We start from the raw sequence: 15,306 nt of genomic DNA, 5'->3' as shown, positions 1-15,306 counted from the left end.
TCTATAGTGATGATGAAGTACGAGACGGTGAGTGGACGGGCTGCATTGATTCAGGCGCCGAAACTGGGTGGTGGAGCGTTACCCTTTGGAGCGAGTGTGGAAGACGAACAAGGCAAGAGCGTGGGCGTGGTCGGTCAGGACAGCAGAATATTTGCACGCGGTCTTGAGGATCAGGGCGCGCTGACGGTGAAGTGGGGAAACGGTCCGGTTGAACAATGCCGGATTGCTTATACGCTGCCGAAGAAAGAGGCGAAAGCGTATAACCCCGGGTATTTGTCGCTGCAGTCGCATTGCGTGCCGGGAAGTGAAATGCAGGCGAGCGGGGAGAGCAAAACAGCCGGTGTAAAAAATGCATCGACTATTGCACCTTAGAACATTCTGCAGGCGTGTGGTGTTGACAACCTTTATCGCGGGGGAAACATGTTGAAGAAGGTAGCATTCGTTGCGTATTTGGTAGCGCAGTTTGTGTTGTGCGTGTCGGCGGTACATGCGGCAGTCCCCGCATGTACTATTTCGGGCGGCATTAATTTCGCTCCGGATGTTCCTTCAAATATATTTCCTCGTGACGCGCCTGCAGGCACGCAAAGCGCTCCGTACTCGACTCTCGTGACGCTTACTTGTACCCCTGACACGACCGCCTACACAATCAGCCTGTACACGTTGACGCCCACTGCCGTGGCCGTGCCCGGGTTCACTAATTACTACAAGACGGACGTTCCCGACATCGCAGTGCGATACACCGCCGAGAATGCGCCAGGCACCTCTTGTACTGCTTGGTCGGGAGGAATGCCGTCGCAGATATTAATCATCCAACGGACACTTAATTGCAATGTGGCTGCGACGGGTCAGTCTCAAACCTTCACCTTGAAGTACACGGCGTACTTCATGAAAATTGGGAATGCACCAATAGGTAAGCTGACCACAATCCCTGCCGTCACTATCCAGGAATACGCACCTGCCACGAGCGCCACGGCCAACGTGTTTTCCGGTTTGGCAACCGGTACATTCGCCGTCGCGGCTTGCACGGTCACGACACCTTCCATAGCCGTCAGCATGCCAAAGACCTATACGTACAGGTTACCGAACGTCGGTTCAACCGATGGTGATACGAGTTTGAACATTGGCCTGAACTGCGACCCGGGTGTGAAGGTGTATACAACCCTAACCGACGTAAACACGCCGGCGAATACAACGACGACCTTGACTCTCGATGCTGACTCAACCGCTCAGGGCATTGGCTACCAGATTGTTTTTGGCAAAAAACCAATTAATTTCGGCGTTGATTCATCGGTGCCGGGCAATCCTGGTCAGTTCTTGATGACACCCGCGCAAACCCCCGGCGGCGCGATCACTGTTCCTCTAACAGCACGATATATACGCACTGGCAAGATTGGCAGCGGATCAGCGAATGCGAAAGCGACTTTCACCATGTCGTACCAGTAGGCAACATGATTGTCATCGGGTGATCATGCCAATCACTAGCACCGAGGCGGAACGACTGTCGCCTCTTGGCGCTTGATCTACGGCGCAAGTGCAGAACCCGATACCCTGGCCGCCTGCAACAACATATCGCTATCGTCTTTAAGCTTGACGCCCGTAAGCTTCAGACGCGTCGCTTCAGTCAACAGGTAATGCAGCTTGAACGCTGCTGCGTCGTAGCCAAGTCCTTCAGGCCGAACGTTTGAAATACAGTTGCGCTCCGCGTCGCTTTTGCCGATGCGCGGCTCATAGGTCAGGTAGATACCGAGACTATCGGGTGAACTCAAACCCGGCCGTTCACCAATCAGCATCACCACGATCCGCGCCCGTAAAAGCTCACCGATACCATCACCCAGCGCGACGCGCGCCTGACGCGCGATCACGATTGGACCGATGCTGACGCCAGTCATCTTCGCGCGCATTCGTTCCAGCAGCGGTACCGCATGACCCGCGGCGGCGTAGGCCGACAACCCATCGGCGACGACGAACACGATATCGAACGCAGCCGGCGCTGCGGCCGCGTAGTCGCGCAACCGTGCCGCGCTTTCATCGTTCAGTTTTCTGCCCAGATCCGGGCGCCGCAGATAATGATCGCGATCGGGGGCAGCGCTTTCGGCATCGAGCGTATCAAAACCCGCTGCACGCAATGATGCATGCAACGCGGCCACATCGAGCGGTTGATGCACGGCGTCGCGCGCTTGTGCATGCGAAAGATTGAACGCAAGCAGAGGCGCCGTCGGCAGGCTGCTGCCCGCCCGGCCCAACGCAATGCGCGCGTTGGTAAAACGGCGCAACGCGTCCCACGGATTGATGCTGACGGAGGAAGGAGGATTGTCGAAATCGGCCATCAGGCGCTCATCCATTCAAGCAACGGTTGCGTTGCGGACTGGTTCAGCAACCTGCCGCGCTGATCGGCGATTCGCATTGACTCAAGCCACACCTCGAACTCCGGCGCGCGCCGCAGGCCGAGCACATTGCGTACATACAGCGCGTCGTGGAATGACGTGCTTTGATAGTTCAGCATGACGTCATCCGCGCCGGGAATGCCCATGATGAAATTGACATTGGCGACGCCGAGCAGCGTGAGCAGGTTGTCCATGTCGTCCTGATCGGCTTCCGCGTGATTCGTGTAGCAGATGTCGCAACCCATGGGGACACCGAGCAGCTTGCCGCAGAAGTGATCTTCCAGTCCGGCGCGAATGATCTGCCGGCCGTCGTACAAATACTCGGGGCCAATGAAACCGACCACCGTGTTGACCAGCAGCGGGTTGAACTTGCGCGCGACTGCGTAACCGCGCACTTCGCAGGTTTGCTGATCGACGCCATGATGCGCGTCGGCGGACAACTCGCTGCCTTGGCCGGTTTCGAAATACATCAGGTCGTTGCCAACGGTGCCGCGTTTCAACGACAACCCCGCTTCATGCGCTTCCTGAAGCAGCGCCAGCGAGACGCCAAAACTGCTGTTCGCTTTCTCGGTGCCCGCAATCGACTGGAACACGAGATCGACGGGCGCGCCTTTCTCGATCGCAGCAATCGTGTTGGTCACATGCGTAAGCACGCATGATTGCGTCGGGACTTCGTAACGTTGCCGGAAGTCGTCGATCATCACGAGCAGCGTCGTGATCGCACTCAGCGAATCCGATGCCGGATTGATACCGATCATCGCGTCGCCGCAGCCGTACATGAGGCCGTCGAGCATCGATGCGGCTATGCCCTTGACGTCGTCAGTCGGATGGTTCGGCTGCAGGCGCACCGACAAATGTCCGGGTAAGCCGATCGTGTTGCGAAAGCGCGTGATGACCGGCCGTTTTTTCGCGGCGAGGATCAGGTCCTGGTTGCGCATCAGCTTCGATACGGCCGCGACCATCTCCGGTGTCAGACCCGCGCTCACGCGGATCAGCGCGGCGGAGTCGGTGGTGTCTGCCAGCAGCCAGTTGCGGAAATCGCCCACGGTGAGATGCGAAATCTCGGCAAAAGCTTGGCCAGAATGATCGTCGATGATCAGACGCGTGACCTCGTCAATCTCGTACGGGATCACGGCTTCGTTGAGGAAGGCGCGCAACGGCACTTGCGCGAGCGCCATCTTTGCCGCGACCCGTTCTTCTTCTGTGTGAGCTGTCACGCCTGCCAGCTGGTCACCGGAACGCAGCGGGCTGGCTTTCGCCAGCAGCGTCTTCAGGTCGTCGAAACGGTAGGTCCGCAGACCGATGGTTTCGCTATAGCTCATTGCTTGATCCTTGTTCCTTGTTTCGAAGCTTTTCCAGGCACGGATTGCGCGCTCGCCGGCCGGCCAGCGCACACGGAGTCCGGCGAGCGTCTTGCGCAGGTTCAGCCACGTCCTTCGCTGACGACCGGGATTGTGGGCGATTCACGCGTTAACCCGAAGTATGCGGCGAAACAATTAACGGCCAAAAATGCGGACCCGGTAATTTGAACGGAGCAGCACGGAGTGCTCATGCCCGATCTGCGCCCTGTACGGCGCGGCGGGGCGCATCGCGACCTGATTTCCCGCGTGCGATAATCCGCCTCTCCCCATCCGGGCACTTCTGCGCGCCGCACCTTGAAAAACCTGCTTGTTTCCCTCGATCGCCTGGCCGATTTCGACGAGATCGTCGACGTCCGCACGCCACTCGAATTCGCGGACGACCATATCCCCGGCGCGCTCAACGCCCCCGTGCTGAGCAACGAGGAGCGGGTGCTGGTCGGTACGATGTACAAGCAGGTGTCGCCGTTCGAAGCGTCCCGCGCTGGTGCTGCGCTGGTCGCGCGCAATATTGCACAGCACCTCGATACGACCTTCGCCGGCCGGCCGCGTAACTGGCGCCCGCTGATTTATTGCTGGCGCGGCGGAACACGGTCCGGTTCGGTCACGACCGTGTTCAGCATGATCGGCTGGCAGGCGCGGCAACTGGAGGGCGGCTATAAGCGCTACCGGCGCGCGACGCTCGATACGCTCGACCATCTGCCCGCCACGTTCCGGTATATCGCGCTCACAGGCCCCACCGGCAGCGGCAAAACGCGTCTGCTGCACGCACTGCACGAGGCTGGTGCACAGACGCTGGATCTTGAGCAACTGGCGTCGCATCGCGGCTCCCTGCTCGGCGCGTTGCCGGGTGAGCCGCAACCATCGCAGAAATGGTTCGACACGCTGCTGGTCTGCGCGCTACGCGGCTTCGATCCGGCCCGGCCCGTGTTCGTCGAGGCGGAGAGCCGGCGGATCGGCACGATCTCTTTGCCCCTCGCGCTGCTGGAGTCGTTTCACCGCGGCGCGTGTGTCGATGTCGAAGCAAGCCGTGAGGATCGTGCGACATTCCTGCTGCACGATTACGCGCATCTTTTCCAGGATCCGGTGTCATTCAAGCAGCAACTGTCGCGGCTGATCGGGCTGCATAGCCGCGAGCGGGTGAGCAACTGGCATGGGTTGATCGACACGGGTCGCCAGGCTGAGCTGGCCCGCGAACTGATCGACCTGCATTACGATCCGGCCTATTCACGCAGCAGCCACCAGAATTTCAGCGAATTGCCACACGCCACGCACATGCTGTTCCGGCCGAACGACGCCGATGTGGTCGAGCAGGCAAGAGCGCTCCTGGCACGGCTCGACGCCGTGCCAGTTACCTCAGCTAGCTCAGCCTGACGCCGTTTCATTCCAATACAAACTACCCAAGACCATGCAATCCACTCTTCGACAACCCCGCGTCGCGCTCGGCTGGATCACGTTCCTGCTGATCGCGGTCGTGGGCCTGTTTTACGTCAAATGGTTTCCTTACTACAACCGTGCATTCGTGGCGGCCAGTCAGCATTCCATCGGTAAATCAATCCTGATGGGCACCGCCGCGAACGCGCCCGCGCCGTCGTGGCACGCCGCTATCGACTATGCCCTTGCCTATGGCAAGGCGATCTGGCAGGCGATGGTGTTGGGGCTTCTGCTCGGCTCGGCCGTGCAGGCGCTAATACCGCCGCAATGGGTGGCGCGCGCGCTCGGCAAGAGTGGCTTTGGCAGCGTGGTGAACGGTGGCCTGATGTCGCTGCCGGGCATGATGTGCACCTGCTGCGCGGCGCCGGTCGTGGCTGGCCTGCGGGCGCGTCAGGCGGCGCCGGGAGCGGCTATTGCCTTCTGGCTTGGCAACACCGTGCTGAACCCGGCCACGCTGATTTTCATGGGCTTCGTGATCGGCTGGCAATGGATGGGACTGCGGCTGGCGCTGGGAATCCTGATGGTGTTCGGCCTGGGTTATGCCGTGAACCGGATGGTGACGCCGAAGGAAGCCGAAGCGTCACGCAGCGAGATGGCGAAGCTGGTTACCGCGGAAGATCCGGGTACGGCGTTCACGCGCTGGATTCGCATCCTCGGACGCATGACGATCCGGCTTGTGCCCGAATACATCGTGCTCGTGCTGGTGCTCGGCGCGGCGAGGGCGTGGTTGTTTCCGCATATTGGTCCGAATATCGACAATAGCGTGCTGTGGATTGTCGGTCTCGCTATCGCCGGCACGTTGTTCGTGATCCCGACAGCGGGCGAAGTGCCGATCATCCAGGCAATGCTGTCGCTCGGCATGTCAGCCGGCCCCGCGGGCGCGTTGCTGATGACGCTGCCGCCGGTCAGCTTGCCGTCGGTCGCCATGCTCGGCCGATCTTTTCCGCCGCGCGTCCTGACGTTCGTGGCCGTCGCGGTGGTCGGATTCGGGATTGTCGCGGGGCTGCTTGCTGTGGCGCTGGGGTTCTAGCTACGGGGGATGTCACTCGCAGCGTCCAAGACACGAGAGGCCGGTTGCAACGCGAGTTGAAACCGGCCTCTTTTTTTCGTGAGCGTCAGTTGCATATTGCGGCGTCGGTGCGAGTGCCCGACCGCCCCTGCCACGCCCTAACGCGTAGCCGCCTGAATCAGCAGCTTGAACGGCAGCGCCAGCAGCATCGCGCCGCCCACGCCGACACACCAGAGCGCGACGAACCACAACGTGCTCTTCAGCCGCCAACCCTCGCGGCGTTTGATACCGGTCTCAGTCTCAGTCTCAGTCCCGGTCTCAGTTTTAGTGATAGTGATGTTCGCCATGGCGCACCTTCCCGCGAAAGACCCAGTAACCAAGCGTCGTGTAAGCAATGATCACGGGCAAGATCACCGCCGCGCCAATGAGCGTGAACATCTGGCTCGAATGCGGAGCCGCGAGTTCCCAGAGCGACACGCCGGGGAAGATGGCATGGGGCGATATGCTGGCCACCAGACCGCTATAACCGAGCAGCACGAACGCCAGCGCCATCATGAACGGCCGCGTTTCATGCCGTGAACGGATGGAGCGGCGCATGAGCCATGCGCAGGCGACCACGAGCACCGGCACCGGCAGGAATCGATAGAACCACGGGGTATCGAACCAGCGCGTGGCAATGCCCGCGTCCTGCAGCGGCGTCCAGATACTGACGACCGCAATAGTCCCCAGTTGCAGCAGCGTCAACGGCCACACGATCCGATAAAAGCGGCGTTGCAAATCGCCCTCCGTTTTCGCGATCAGCCAGCAGCAGCCCAGCAGCGCATACGTGACCACCAGCGCGAGTCCGGTGAACAGGCTGAAGGGCGTGAACCAGGTGAAGGCATCGCCGGAAAAACGGCCGTCCGCGACCGGAATGCCATTGAGAAACGCGCCGAGCGTTACGCCCTGGAAAAATGTCGCGCCCGCCGATCCGCCGATAAACGCAAGATCCCACATGTGTTTCGTGCGGGTTGCCTTCGAGCGGATCTCGAATGTGACGCCGCGAAAGATCAGGCAGACCAGCATGAACATCAACGGCAGGTACAGCCCTGAGAGCACGGTCGAATAGATCATGGGGAACGCCGCGAACAGGCCGGCGCCGCCCAGCACGAGCCAGGTCTCGTTGCCGTCCCAGACCGGTGCGACGGTGTTCATCATGACGTCGCGATCACGCTCTTCGGGGAAGAACGGAAACAGGATGCCGATGCCGAGATCGAAACCATCGAGCACGACATACATCAGCACGCCCAGCGCGATGATTGCGGCCCACGTCAGGGACAAGTCCATGTCAGGCTCCTTCGATTGAATGCGTCGCGGCGGACAGCGGCCTGCGCGCGGTATGGTTGTCGTCGTCCATGCGCGGTGCGTGCGTGATCGCGCCGGGCAATGCCGGGCCGGTTCTGAGCAGTTTGAGCAAGTAGTAGATGCCGGTACCGAACACGAGCGTATAAACAATCACGAAGATCAGCAGCGTCACCCCCACTTGTTGCGCGGTAACCGGCGACACGGCCTGCGCCGTGCGCATCACGCCGTAGACAACCCACGGTTGACGTCCTGCTTCAGTCGTCACCCAGCCGGCGAGCAGCGAGATGAATCCCGACGGTCCCGTCACCAGCACGAAGCGCTGGAACATCTTCGATTCGAACAGCTTGTTTTTCCGCCGCAGTACGAAGCCGGCCGCGCTCATCAGGATCATCAGTACCCCGAGCCCGGCCATGATCCGGAAGCTCCAGAACACGATGGTCGAGTTCGGCCGGTCCTCTTTTGGAAACGACTTGAGGCCGCGGATTTCACCGTCCCAGCTATGTGTCAGGATCAGGCTGCCCAAGTGTGGAATGGACACCGCGTATTTCGTGGTTTCGGCGTCCATGTCTGGGATGCCGAAGAGGTTCAGCGCAGTGCCGCCTTTCTCCGTGTCCCACAGGCCTTCAATAGCCGCGATCTTCGCCGGTTGATATTCGCGCGTATTGAGACCGTGCTGGTCGCCGACCATCGCCTGAAGCGGGGTGAGCACCAGCAGCAGCCAGAGCGACATCGAAAACATCTTCCTGATGGCTGGATCCTTGCGTCCCTTCAGCAAGTGATACGCCGCGCAAGCCGCCACCACGAGCGCCGCGACAATAAACGCAGCAATCGCCATATGCGAAAGCCGGTACGGAAACGACGGGTTGAAAATGATCTTGAACCAGCTCACCGGCACGACATGATCGCCTTCGATACGAAACCCCTGCGGCGTCTGCATCCAGCTATTCGATGCAAGAATCCAGAAGGTCGAGATCAGCGTGCCGATGGCGACCATCAGCGTGGCGCCGAAGTGCGCTTTCGGTCCGACCTTGTTCCAGCCGAACAGCATGATGCCGAGGAAGCCTGCTTCCAGGAAAAATGCGGTCATGACTTCATAGGCGAGCAGCGGGCCGGTGATCGGTCCGGCGAAGCTCGAAAAGCCGCCCCAGTTGGTGCCGAATTCGTAGCTCATCACGACACCGGACACCACGCCCATGCCGAACGCGACGGCGAACACCTTCGACCAGAACAGGCATAACTCCTTGTAGACCGGCTTACCGGTCTTGAGCCAGGCGCCTTCGAGCACAGCGATAAAACTCGCCAGCCCGATGCTCAGCGCCGGGAAAACGATGTGGAAAGAAACCGTAAAAGCGAACTGGATACGGGCTAGATCGAGCGCTTGCTGAGTGGCATGCATGGCTAGTTGTGCCGCCATCGCGGGCGCATTCGAAACGAGCTCGCGGGCGGGCGCTGGTTGGTTGGACTAAGTACGACGGAAGTGACTGTAAGCCAGATTTTGAGATGAATGCTGCGGCGCGGCAGGCGTCAGGAATGTGCGGAAATGTCGCAATTTAAAAGATGGATGACTTGTAACTCGATGATCTTTAAGTCTTTTTATTGAGAGATCTTGTCGACGCCCGAAATTGCTGGTTGATCAATTCCGCGACAATCAACCGCACTGCGTCAAAGACGTTTTGCCGCGTGGTGGTGAGGCAGGGCGCGTTTGTCGCGACGCGTCGGCGCGATTCTCCGCTGGTGTGCCGGCATACGCCGGGTACCATGACGGAACAGCATCGCAGGCGTTTTCCTGGTCGGGAGAACAGACCTGCAGCCAAACCAACCAAACACCTCGACGGGAGAAAAACCATGCGTCTTGATGACGAAGCAGAGAGCCGCAATGTGGAGGACCGCCGTGGGGCCGGTGGAGGCGGGGGCGGAGGATTTCGCATCGGCGGAGGGCGCTCGATCGGTATCGGCACGATTGTCATAGCATTGGCGGCCGCCTATTTTTTCGGTATCGATCCCATGCTCATCCTGAACGGTGGTTCGACCGGGCAGAGCGGTTCATATAGCCAGCCGCAGACGCAGCAGCGGCAGATGGACCCGCGCGCCCAGCCGCAGGCAAGCGCGAACGATCAAGACGCAGTGTTCGTGCGCCGGGTGCTCGGCAACACCGAGCGCACGTGGCAGCAGATTTTCCGGACGCGCTACAACCAGGATTACCCTGCGCCCAAGCTCGTCCTCTTCTCCGGCGGCACTGCGACCGCGTGTGGAGCCGGCCAGTCAGCCATGGGGCCGTTCTATTGCCCGAACGACCGGACGGTGTACATCGATTTGTCGTTCTATCGGGAGTTGCGCGAGCGCTTCGGCGCGGGTGGAGATTTTGCGCAGGCGTACGTGATTGCGCACGAGGTCGGCCACCACGTGCAGAACGTGCTGGGCGTCATGAATAAGGTCGATGCCGCCCGGCAACGGATGTCGCGGGAACAGGCCAACCAGTTGTCGGTGCGTGTCGAGTTGCAGGCGGATTGTTTCGCGGGTGTCTGGGCCAACGTGGCTCAGAAGAACAACGCAAAGCTGATCGAGCCCGGTGACTTCCAGGAAGGGCTGAACGCGGCGGGAGCAATAGGCGACGACCGGCTGCAGAAGCAGACGCAAGGACGCGTGGTTCCAGAAGCGTTTACGCACGGCACGAGCGTGCAGCGGCAGCGCTGGTTGAATCGCGGACTGGCGACGGGCGATCTGGGCCAGTGCGACACCTTCGGTGCCAAAACGCTCTGAGCGGGCCCTCTTTACGGCCATCGCGCGACGCAATTTCCCATGCCAAGACGTCTGGACGTCAGGCGCTTTGTTCATGAAAGACCGTGAAATAGTAGTGAAAACCGTCATTTCGACGGATAATTCGGGCAGAACGATCATCTCAGAACTTACAAATACTGACAGCGCGGCTTGACGCCAATTTATAGAATTCCGGCTTTCAAATCGATCATGACCCGAATGGCTTTCGATCTGCCGAAAGCGCGTTCGGTCAAGCGAGTCAGCCGTCCGGCGGCACAGGGTCAAGTGTTTCCGCCTGAACCCCCACGCTGGCGAAATAAAGGTCCCATAGCATCCCCATGAAGCGAATCCTGATTGTCAAGGTGACATCATTGGGCGATATCGTAGAGACGCAGCCTGTGGTCTCCGATCTTCGCCGTGCATTTCCGTCCGCCAAGATCGACTGGGCAGCAGACGCGGCCTTTGCCGACATCATTCGCTGGAATCCAGCCGTTGACCGCGTGCTGAGTGCGCCGCTGCGCAAGTTCAAGAAAGCGCGCAGCTGGGCGGATTTGAAAGATATCGCTGCGTCTATTGGTGACCTGCGGGCCGAGAAGTACGACGTGGTCCTGGATATCCATGGCGTGTACAAGAGCGCGATCATTGCGTTCCTGGCTCGCGGGCGGCGGCGTTACGGGTACAAGAACAAGGATCTGGGTGAGCTCGGTGCGGCGTTTGCGTACAACAAACGTTTCGGGCCGCGGCCGAAAACGGATGCGTGGCGTGGCATGCGCGTAAGCGTGGCCGACGCGCTGGGCTATTCCTTCGATGAAACCCCCGACTTCAATCTTCATCTGCCATCGCTGGCTACGCCGCTACAGCTTCCCCAGGGCGCGCCCATTGCCATGCTGTTCCACGCTACATCCGCCGATGAAAAGAAATGGCCGATCGACCGATGGGCCGAGACGGGGCGTTCGCTGACGGCGCGGGGTTATCGGATCGCGCTGCCTTGGGGTACCGAAGGCGAGCGCCGAGAGGGCGAGCAGATTGCGGCGCTCGTGCCGGGGGCGATCGTTTTGCCGAAGCTGACCGTGACCGAGTGCGCGCATTGCATTGAAGCGTCGGCACTGGTCGTGGGCATGGATACCGGGCTGGTCCACCTGGCGTATGCGCTGGGCCGGCCCACGGTGATGATTTTTACGGCAACCTCTCGCGAGCATTTTGGCATTGGCTCGTCGTCGCATTCGGTTGCTGTCGGCGACCAGCTTGCTCCGCCCGATGTGACGACAGTGCTGAAAGCAATAGAAGGCGTGTTGACGGGGACGGTGGCGCCCGCCGCGCACGATGTAGCGACGGGAACCGTAACGTGATTCGAGCTTTGACAGTGTACTGAAGCCCGCCAGCGTGCACTCAAGCAGCCGAAAACCCTTCCGGGAACAGGCGTCCGAGCGCTGCTTCAAAATGCTCGATTGGCGCCGCGCCGCGTAACGCGATGGGCGGCTGCGGTTCCTGATCGCCCACGCCGTCACGCGAGAGCACGACGAACGGCACGCCCGTTACGCCGAGCTTCTTCGCAAATTCTTCGTCTTCGATCACCGCGTCGGTGAGTTCGTCGCCGAGCAACGCTTCTTCCAGCGATTCCGGATCGATGCCGCAGGTCGCGGCAATATCCAGCAGCGCATCGGTGTCGCCGATATCGATGCCGTCCTCAAAATATGCCTTGAAGATCGCACGATGCACAACGTCGAAACGGCCCGATTCGCGCGCGAAAAACGCGGTCTCGAACGCCTTCCTGCTATGCGGTTGAACCGGCGGGAGGCGCAGCAACAAACCGCGTTCGTTAGCGATCGGGTAGACCGAGTTTTCCCAGGTTTCATGCAGGAGATCACTATCCGGATCGATCGCGGAAGCGGGTTCTGGACGCAGTTCGAACGCGTGCCAGCGAACCTCAACCGCCTCGCCATAGGTCTGCTTGAACTGGTCGATAACTGGCACTTCCAGATAGCAGAAAGGGCACACGAAATCCGACCACACGTCGAGGTACAGCTTGGAGCTTGTCATATAAAGGTGGTCCGGATTGGTCCAAAACTAGTCCGAAATTCTACCCGACATTGGGCTTTAGCCCCGTCCGCTCTTTAACCGGCTATCGCGGAAGAGCGTAGTGGATTCTCCGACCCGTTTGCGCTGTCTTGCCGTCGAGCCGCGCGTGCAACACGGTACGACCGAAAGGGGTAGGACGCTCGTTCGTGATAGGATCCGCCCACTATTAAACAGGGGGCCGCAATGGCATTCAAAGAAACGAAGGGCAATAAGACCGTCGAGGCACTCGTAATGCCGGCACCGGGCGCTATGTTCAAGGGCTATATCCGCGTTGTCACGGAACACGTAAACGGGTCCATTGGGCAGACAATTGGACGCGGATGTGGTCGTCCGGTCAAAACCGAGCAGGCTGCGCTTGAACTCGCTGAGATCGAAGCACGCCGGGTAATCTCGGGCAAGTAAGTTGGAAAAGCAGCTCTGAGCGACCGCTCGGAGCTGGCGGGGGCTAGCTTTTAGACGTCTTCCCGCATCCATGCTGCGGAGGGCTCGGAAGTATTAAAAGCGAGAAACATCCTCTGTGAAATTCGTATTCCTCTGTTTTCTCGCTTAAAATCCCCCGTCCAGTTCGATCTTCGTGCCGTCGCTGAAGCGGCTGAGGCGGAACGCTCGCGGGTTCACCAGCGGCTTGTCGTTCGCGACCAAATCAGCCATCAGCTTTCCCGCTCCCGGTCCAATTCCGAAACCGTGGCCCGAAAATCCCGTGGCGATAAACATACCCGGAACCTCTTGCGCGGCCGAAATCACTGGCACCGCATCAGGCGTAACGTCGATATAACCCGCCCATGCCTGCTCCACTTTCACGTCCCCAAGCGCCGGAAAGAGGGCACGGAACGCGTTGATAGCGACATCGTTGAATTTTTGGGTGGGCGCTGGATCGAGCGTACGGACGGTTTCGAAGACGGTTGGCTGATCGAGCTGCCATGTCCGAGGCTGGCGCAACGCCTCGAAGAACCGCTCGCCGAAAGCGAAGTCCATCGACCTGAACTGGCTTTTCAGCGCCGGAAAGTATTGACTGAATAGCCGGAAGCTGTCGGGCGTGATCTCGGCCAGGCTGCGGAACGCATTCGCGATCGTGTAGCCGCCATCCAGCCGCTTGCGGTATCCGACCGTCTGGTTACAGGCACTGACTTCAGGTCCACCGTCGACCGCCTCCGTGCGCAGCACCGACGACCTCACGCTCAGCTGCGGCAGCTCAACGCCCACGCTGCCAGCAAACAAGCGTGTCCACGCACCGCCTGCTACCACCACGCTCGAGCAGCGGATCGGGCCGTATTCGGTCACGACGCCACTGATCGCACCCGCGCTTGTTTCTATACCACGCACCGCACACGGCGTTAAAACCTTCACGCCCTTGGCGCGCAGGGCGTGGGCAATGGCGGGCGCCGCGCGCTGCGGTTCCGCCCGGCCGTCGGAGGGTGTGTAGATGCCGCCCGGAAACTTGCGCGCCACGCCAGGCATCAGCACGGCCGTCTCGTCGCTCGATGTGATGCGTGAATCTATACCCTCGCGGCCCACCAGGCCGACGGCGCGCGCCAGCCAGCTTTCGTGATCGGCGAGCGCCTTGGGGTCGTCGGCGGCGTAGAGGATGCCGCATTCCCGGAAACCCGTATCGATGCCGAGCGTCCGGTCCAGCTCGCGCCACAGCTTGAGGCTCTCAAGACTGAGTTCCAGCTCGCGCAGGTCACGATGCGTCGCGCGGCACCAGCCCCAATTGCGGCTGGATTGCTCGCCGGCAATATGGCCTTTCTCGCAGACCGCTACCGACATGCCCTTCCCGACGAGAAAAAGGGCCGTGCTCACGCCAATAATGCCGCCGCCGATAACGACAACATCGACACGCTCGGGTAAATCACGATCTTCAACAACTTCAACTACTTGTGGACCCATCTATCCTCCTTGATAGGGCTGGCGCGGGAAAATGGACCCGGCAACACACCCGCTGTGCTTTCGGGCATCCTGTGTGCTTCGCTCTACCCGATGGCGCGTCAAGAGCCGGCGCTTGTGCAACCGGCCTGACGGTCGATTCCATGCTGCGGCGGTATTGCGCGGCATATCCACCCTGACTTTCTGGAGAACACTCGTGCAAAAAACAGCATCGGCAAAATGGAGTGGTGGCATCAAGGACGGTAAAGGTTACATTTCGACGCAAACCGGCGTATTGAAAGACGCGCCTTATGGTTTTGCAGCCCGTTTCGAAGGCGGTCCCGGAACGAATCCGGAAGAGCTGATCGGCGCTGCGCATTCGGGTTGTTTCACGATGGCTCTGTCCTTGCAACTCACGCAGGCGGGTCTCACGGCGGAAAGCCTCGAGACGAAGTCTACCGTGACGCTGGACAAGGACGGCGACGGGTTCTCGATCACTGCCTGTCATCTGGATTTGAAGGGCAAGGTGCCCGGCACAGACGCAGCCACGTTCGAGAAGTTGGCCAACGCAGCGAAAGAGGGCTGCCCGGTGTCCAAGCTGTTCGCTGGAAACGCGAAGATCACGCTGAACACCGAATTCATCTCCTGAGTTTCATTTGAGCGAGGTGTTCAAGGGCGCGGCCGCGAAACTGGCCGCGCCCTTTCTTTTTTGCAGAGTCTGTCGTCCAGGACTGTCCCGTCATTGTTCGTCTCGCCCCAACTGCTCAGCAGATTCGTCTAGCAGCCTGTCGGGCTTTCTCGGGCATTCCAGCATGAAATATGAGAAAATTATATTCGTATAACTAAGCGAGTTTTGTCATGTCTCACTTCATCGTCACCGACCGCAACACCGACTATCTGCTGCCCCCGTCACTGGACGACTGGTTGAACGAAGGTCACCTGGCGCGGTTCGTGGTCGAGGTGGTCGATCAACTGGATCTGTCGAACCTGACCCGTCAGTACGCGGGACGAGGCTCGAAGGCGCATCATCCGGCCACCCTGCTGGCGATCCTGGTGTATGGCTATGCCACGGGCGTGT

Annotated in this window: 16 protein-coding genes; 9 read left to right on the top strand and 7 right to left on the bottom strand. The window is 60.1% G+C overall.

Annotation, left to right across the window (positions count from 1 at the left end; genetic code table 11):
- Together BSU04_RS29705 and BSU04_RS45775 are read left to right on the top strand one after the other, a co-directional pair.
- A partial coding sequence (locus BSU04_RS29705; protein ID WP_306427236.1) for a FimD/PapC C-terminal domain-containing protein occupies nucleotides 1-372 on the top strand: 372 nt, incomplete at its 5' end.
- 48 nt (nucleotides 373-420) lie between these two features.
- Nucleotides 421-1,443: a fimbrial protein gene (locus BSU04_RS45775; protein WP_144021386.1), complete on the top strand. Its 1,023-nt coding sequence runs from the start codon at nucleotides 421-423 to the stop codon at nucleotides 1,441-1,443.
- Between the two features lie 77 nt (nucleotides 1,444-1,520).
- Here the strand turns inward: BSU04_RS45775 and eutC are convergent, their stop codons facing one another.
- Together eutC and BSU04_RS29685 are read right to left on the bottom strand one after the other, a co-directional pair.
- Nucleotides 1,521-2,327 carry an ethanolamine ammonia-lyase subunit EutC gene (eutC, locus tag BSU04_RS29690; protein WP_089163889.1) on the bottom strand — a complete coding sequence of 269 codons (807 nt, stop codon included), beginning with the start codon at nucleotides 2,325-2,327 and terminating at the stop codon, nucleotides 1,521-1,523.
- Nucleotides 2,327-3,706, bottom strand: a complete 1,380-nt coding sequence (locus BSU04_RS29685) for an ethanolamine ammonia-lyase subunit EutB (RefSeq protein ID WP_089163893.1) — start codon at nucleotides 3,704-3,706, stop codon at nucleotides 2,327-2,329. The genes eutC and BSU04_RS29685 overlap by 1 nt, the downstream gene beginning before the upstream one ends.
- A 333-nt stretch (nucleotides 3,707-4,039) precedes the next feature.
- Here BSU04_RS29685 and mnmH point away from each other — a divergent pair, with 333 nt between their 5' ends.
- Nucleotides 4,040-5,116: a tRNA 2-selenouridine(34) synthase MnmH gene (mnmH, locus tag BSU04_RS29680; RefSeq protein ID WP_089163888.1), complete on the top strand. Its 1,077-nt coding sequence runs from the start codon at nucleotides 4,040-4,042 to the stop codon at nucleotides 5,114-5,116.
- Nucleotides 5,117-5,150: 34 nt separating this feature from the next.
- Nucleotides 5,151-6,206: a permease gene (locus tag BSU04_RS29675; RefSeq protein ID WP_089163887.1), complete on the top strand. Its 1,056-nt coding sequence runs from the start codon at nucleotides 5,151-5,153 to the stop codon at nucleotides 6,204-6,206.
- 137 nt (nucleotides 6,207-6,343) lie between these two features.
- On the opposite strand, the gene BSU04_RS29670 is transcribed toward BSU04_RS29675, so the two are convergent.
- Genes BSU04_RS29670 through BSU04_RS29660 form a run of 3 tightly spaced genes read right to left on the bottom strand, consistent with a single transcriptional unit; the run spans nucleotide 6,344 to nucleotide 8,925 of the window.
- Nucleotides 6,344-6,532 (bottom strand): hypothetical protein, encoded by a 189-nt coding sequence (locus tag BSU04_RS29670; RefSeq protein ID WP_089163886.1) that lies wholly within the window; start codon nucleotides 6,530-6,532, stop codon nucleotides 6,344-6,346.
- The gene (cydB, locus tag BSU04_RS29665) at nucleotides 6,510-7,511 is read right to left on the bottom strand and encodes a cytochrome d ubiquinol oxidase subunit II (protein ID WP_089163885.1); all 1,002 of its coding nucleotides are present in this window, start codon (nucleotides 7,509-7,511) and stop codon (nucleotides 6,510-6,512) included. The genes BSU04_RS29670 and cydB overlap by 23 nt, the downstream gene beginning before the upstream one ends.
- Nucleotide 7,512: 1 nt before the next feature.
- Nucleotides 7,513-8,925: a cytochrome ubiquinol oxidase subunit I gene (locus tag BSU04_RS29660; protein ID WP_089163892.1), complete on the bottom strand. Its 1,413-nt coding sequence runs from the start codon at nucleotides 8,923-8,925 to the stop codon at nucleotides 7,513-7,515.
- A gap of 449 nt (nucleotides 8,926-9,374) precedes the next feature.
- Here BSU04_RS29660 and ypfJ point away from each other — a divergent pair, with 449 nt between their 5' ends.
- Nucleotides 9,375-10,289, top strand: coding sequence for a KPN_02809 family neutral zinc metallopeptidase (gene ypfJ, locus BSU04_RS29655; RefSeq protein WP_089163884.1), 915 nt, complete (start codon nucleotides 9,375-9,377; stop codon nucleotides 10,287-10,289).
- Nucleotides 10,290-10,624: 335 nt separating this feature from the next.
- Nucleotides 10,625-11,635, top strand: coding sequence for a lipopolysaccharide heptosyltransferase I (gene waaC, locus BSU04_RS29650; protein ID WP_089163883.1), 1,011 nt, complete (start codon nucleotides 10,625-10,627; stop codon nucleotides 11,633-11,635).
- Between the two features lie 40 nt (nucleotides 11,636-11,675).
- On the opposite strand, the gene BSU04_RS29645 is transcribed toward waaC, so the two are convergent.
- Nucleotides 11,676-12,326, bottom strand: a complete 651-nt coding sequence (locus BSU04_RS29645) for a DsbA family oxidoreductase (RefSeq protein WP_089163882.1) — start codon at nucleotides 12,324-12,326, stop codon at nucleotides 11,676-11,678.
- Nucleotides 12,327-12,548: 222 nt separating this feature from the next.
- Here BSU04_RS29645 and BSU04_RS29640 point away from each other — a divergent pair, with 222 nt between their 5' ends.
- Entirely contained in the window at nucleotides 12,549-12,767 is a 219-nt protein-coding gene (locus BSU04_RS29640; RefSeq protein WP_089163881.1) for a hypothetical protein, read from the top strand.
- A gap of 144 nt (nucleotides 12,768-12,911) precedes the next feature.
- On the opposite strand, the gene BSU04_RS29635 is transcribed toward BSU04_RS29640, so the two are convergent.
- Nucleotides 12,912-14,252, bottom strand: coding sequence for an NAD(P)/FAD-dependent oxidoreductase (locus BSU04_RS29635; protein ID WP_089163880.1), 1,341 nt, complete (start codon nucleotides 14,250-14,252; stop codon nucleotides 12,912-12,914).
- Between the two features lie 193 nt (nucleotides 14,253-14,445).
- On the opposite strand from BSU04_RS29635, the gene BSU04_RS29630 reads away from it, so the two are divergent.
- Nucleotides 14,446-14,877 (top strand): OsmC family protein, encoded by a 432-nt coding sequence (locus BSU04_RS29630; RefSeq protein ID WP_089163879.1) that lies wholly within the window; start codon nucleotides 14,446-14,448, stop codon nucleotides 14,875-14,877.
- A gap of 209 nt (nucleotides 14,878-15,086) precedes the next feature.
- Nucleotides 15,087-15,306: transposase (locus BSU04_RS29625; protein WP_373452889.1), on the top strand; the 220-nt coding region annotated here is incomplete at its 3' end.

This window comes from Caballeronia sordidicola (assembly GCF_002220365.1).
GTDB classification, from domain to species: Bacteria; Pseudomonadota; Gammaproteobacteria; order Burkholderiales; family Burkholderiaceae; genus Caballeronia; species Caballeronia sordidicola_C.
The sequence above is the reverse complement of the archived record's forward strand: the minus strand, read 5'-3'. Positions and strand labels throughout refer to the sequence as shown.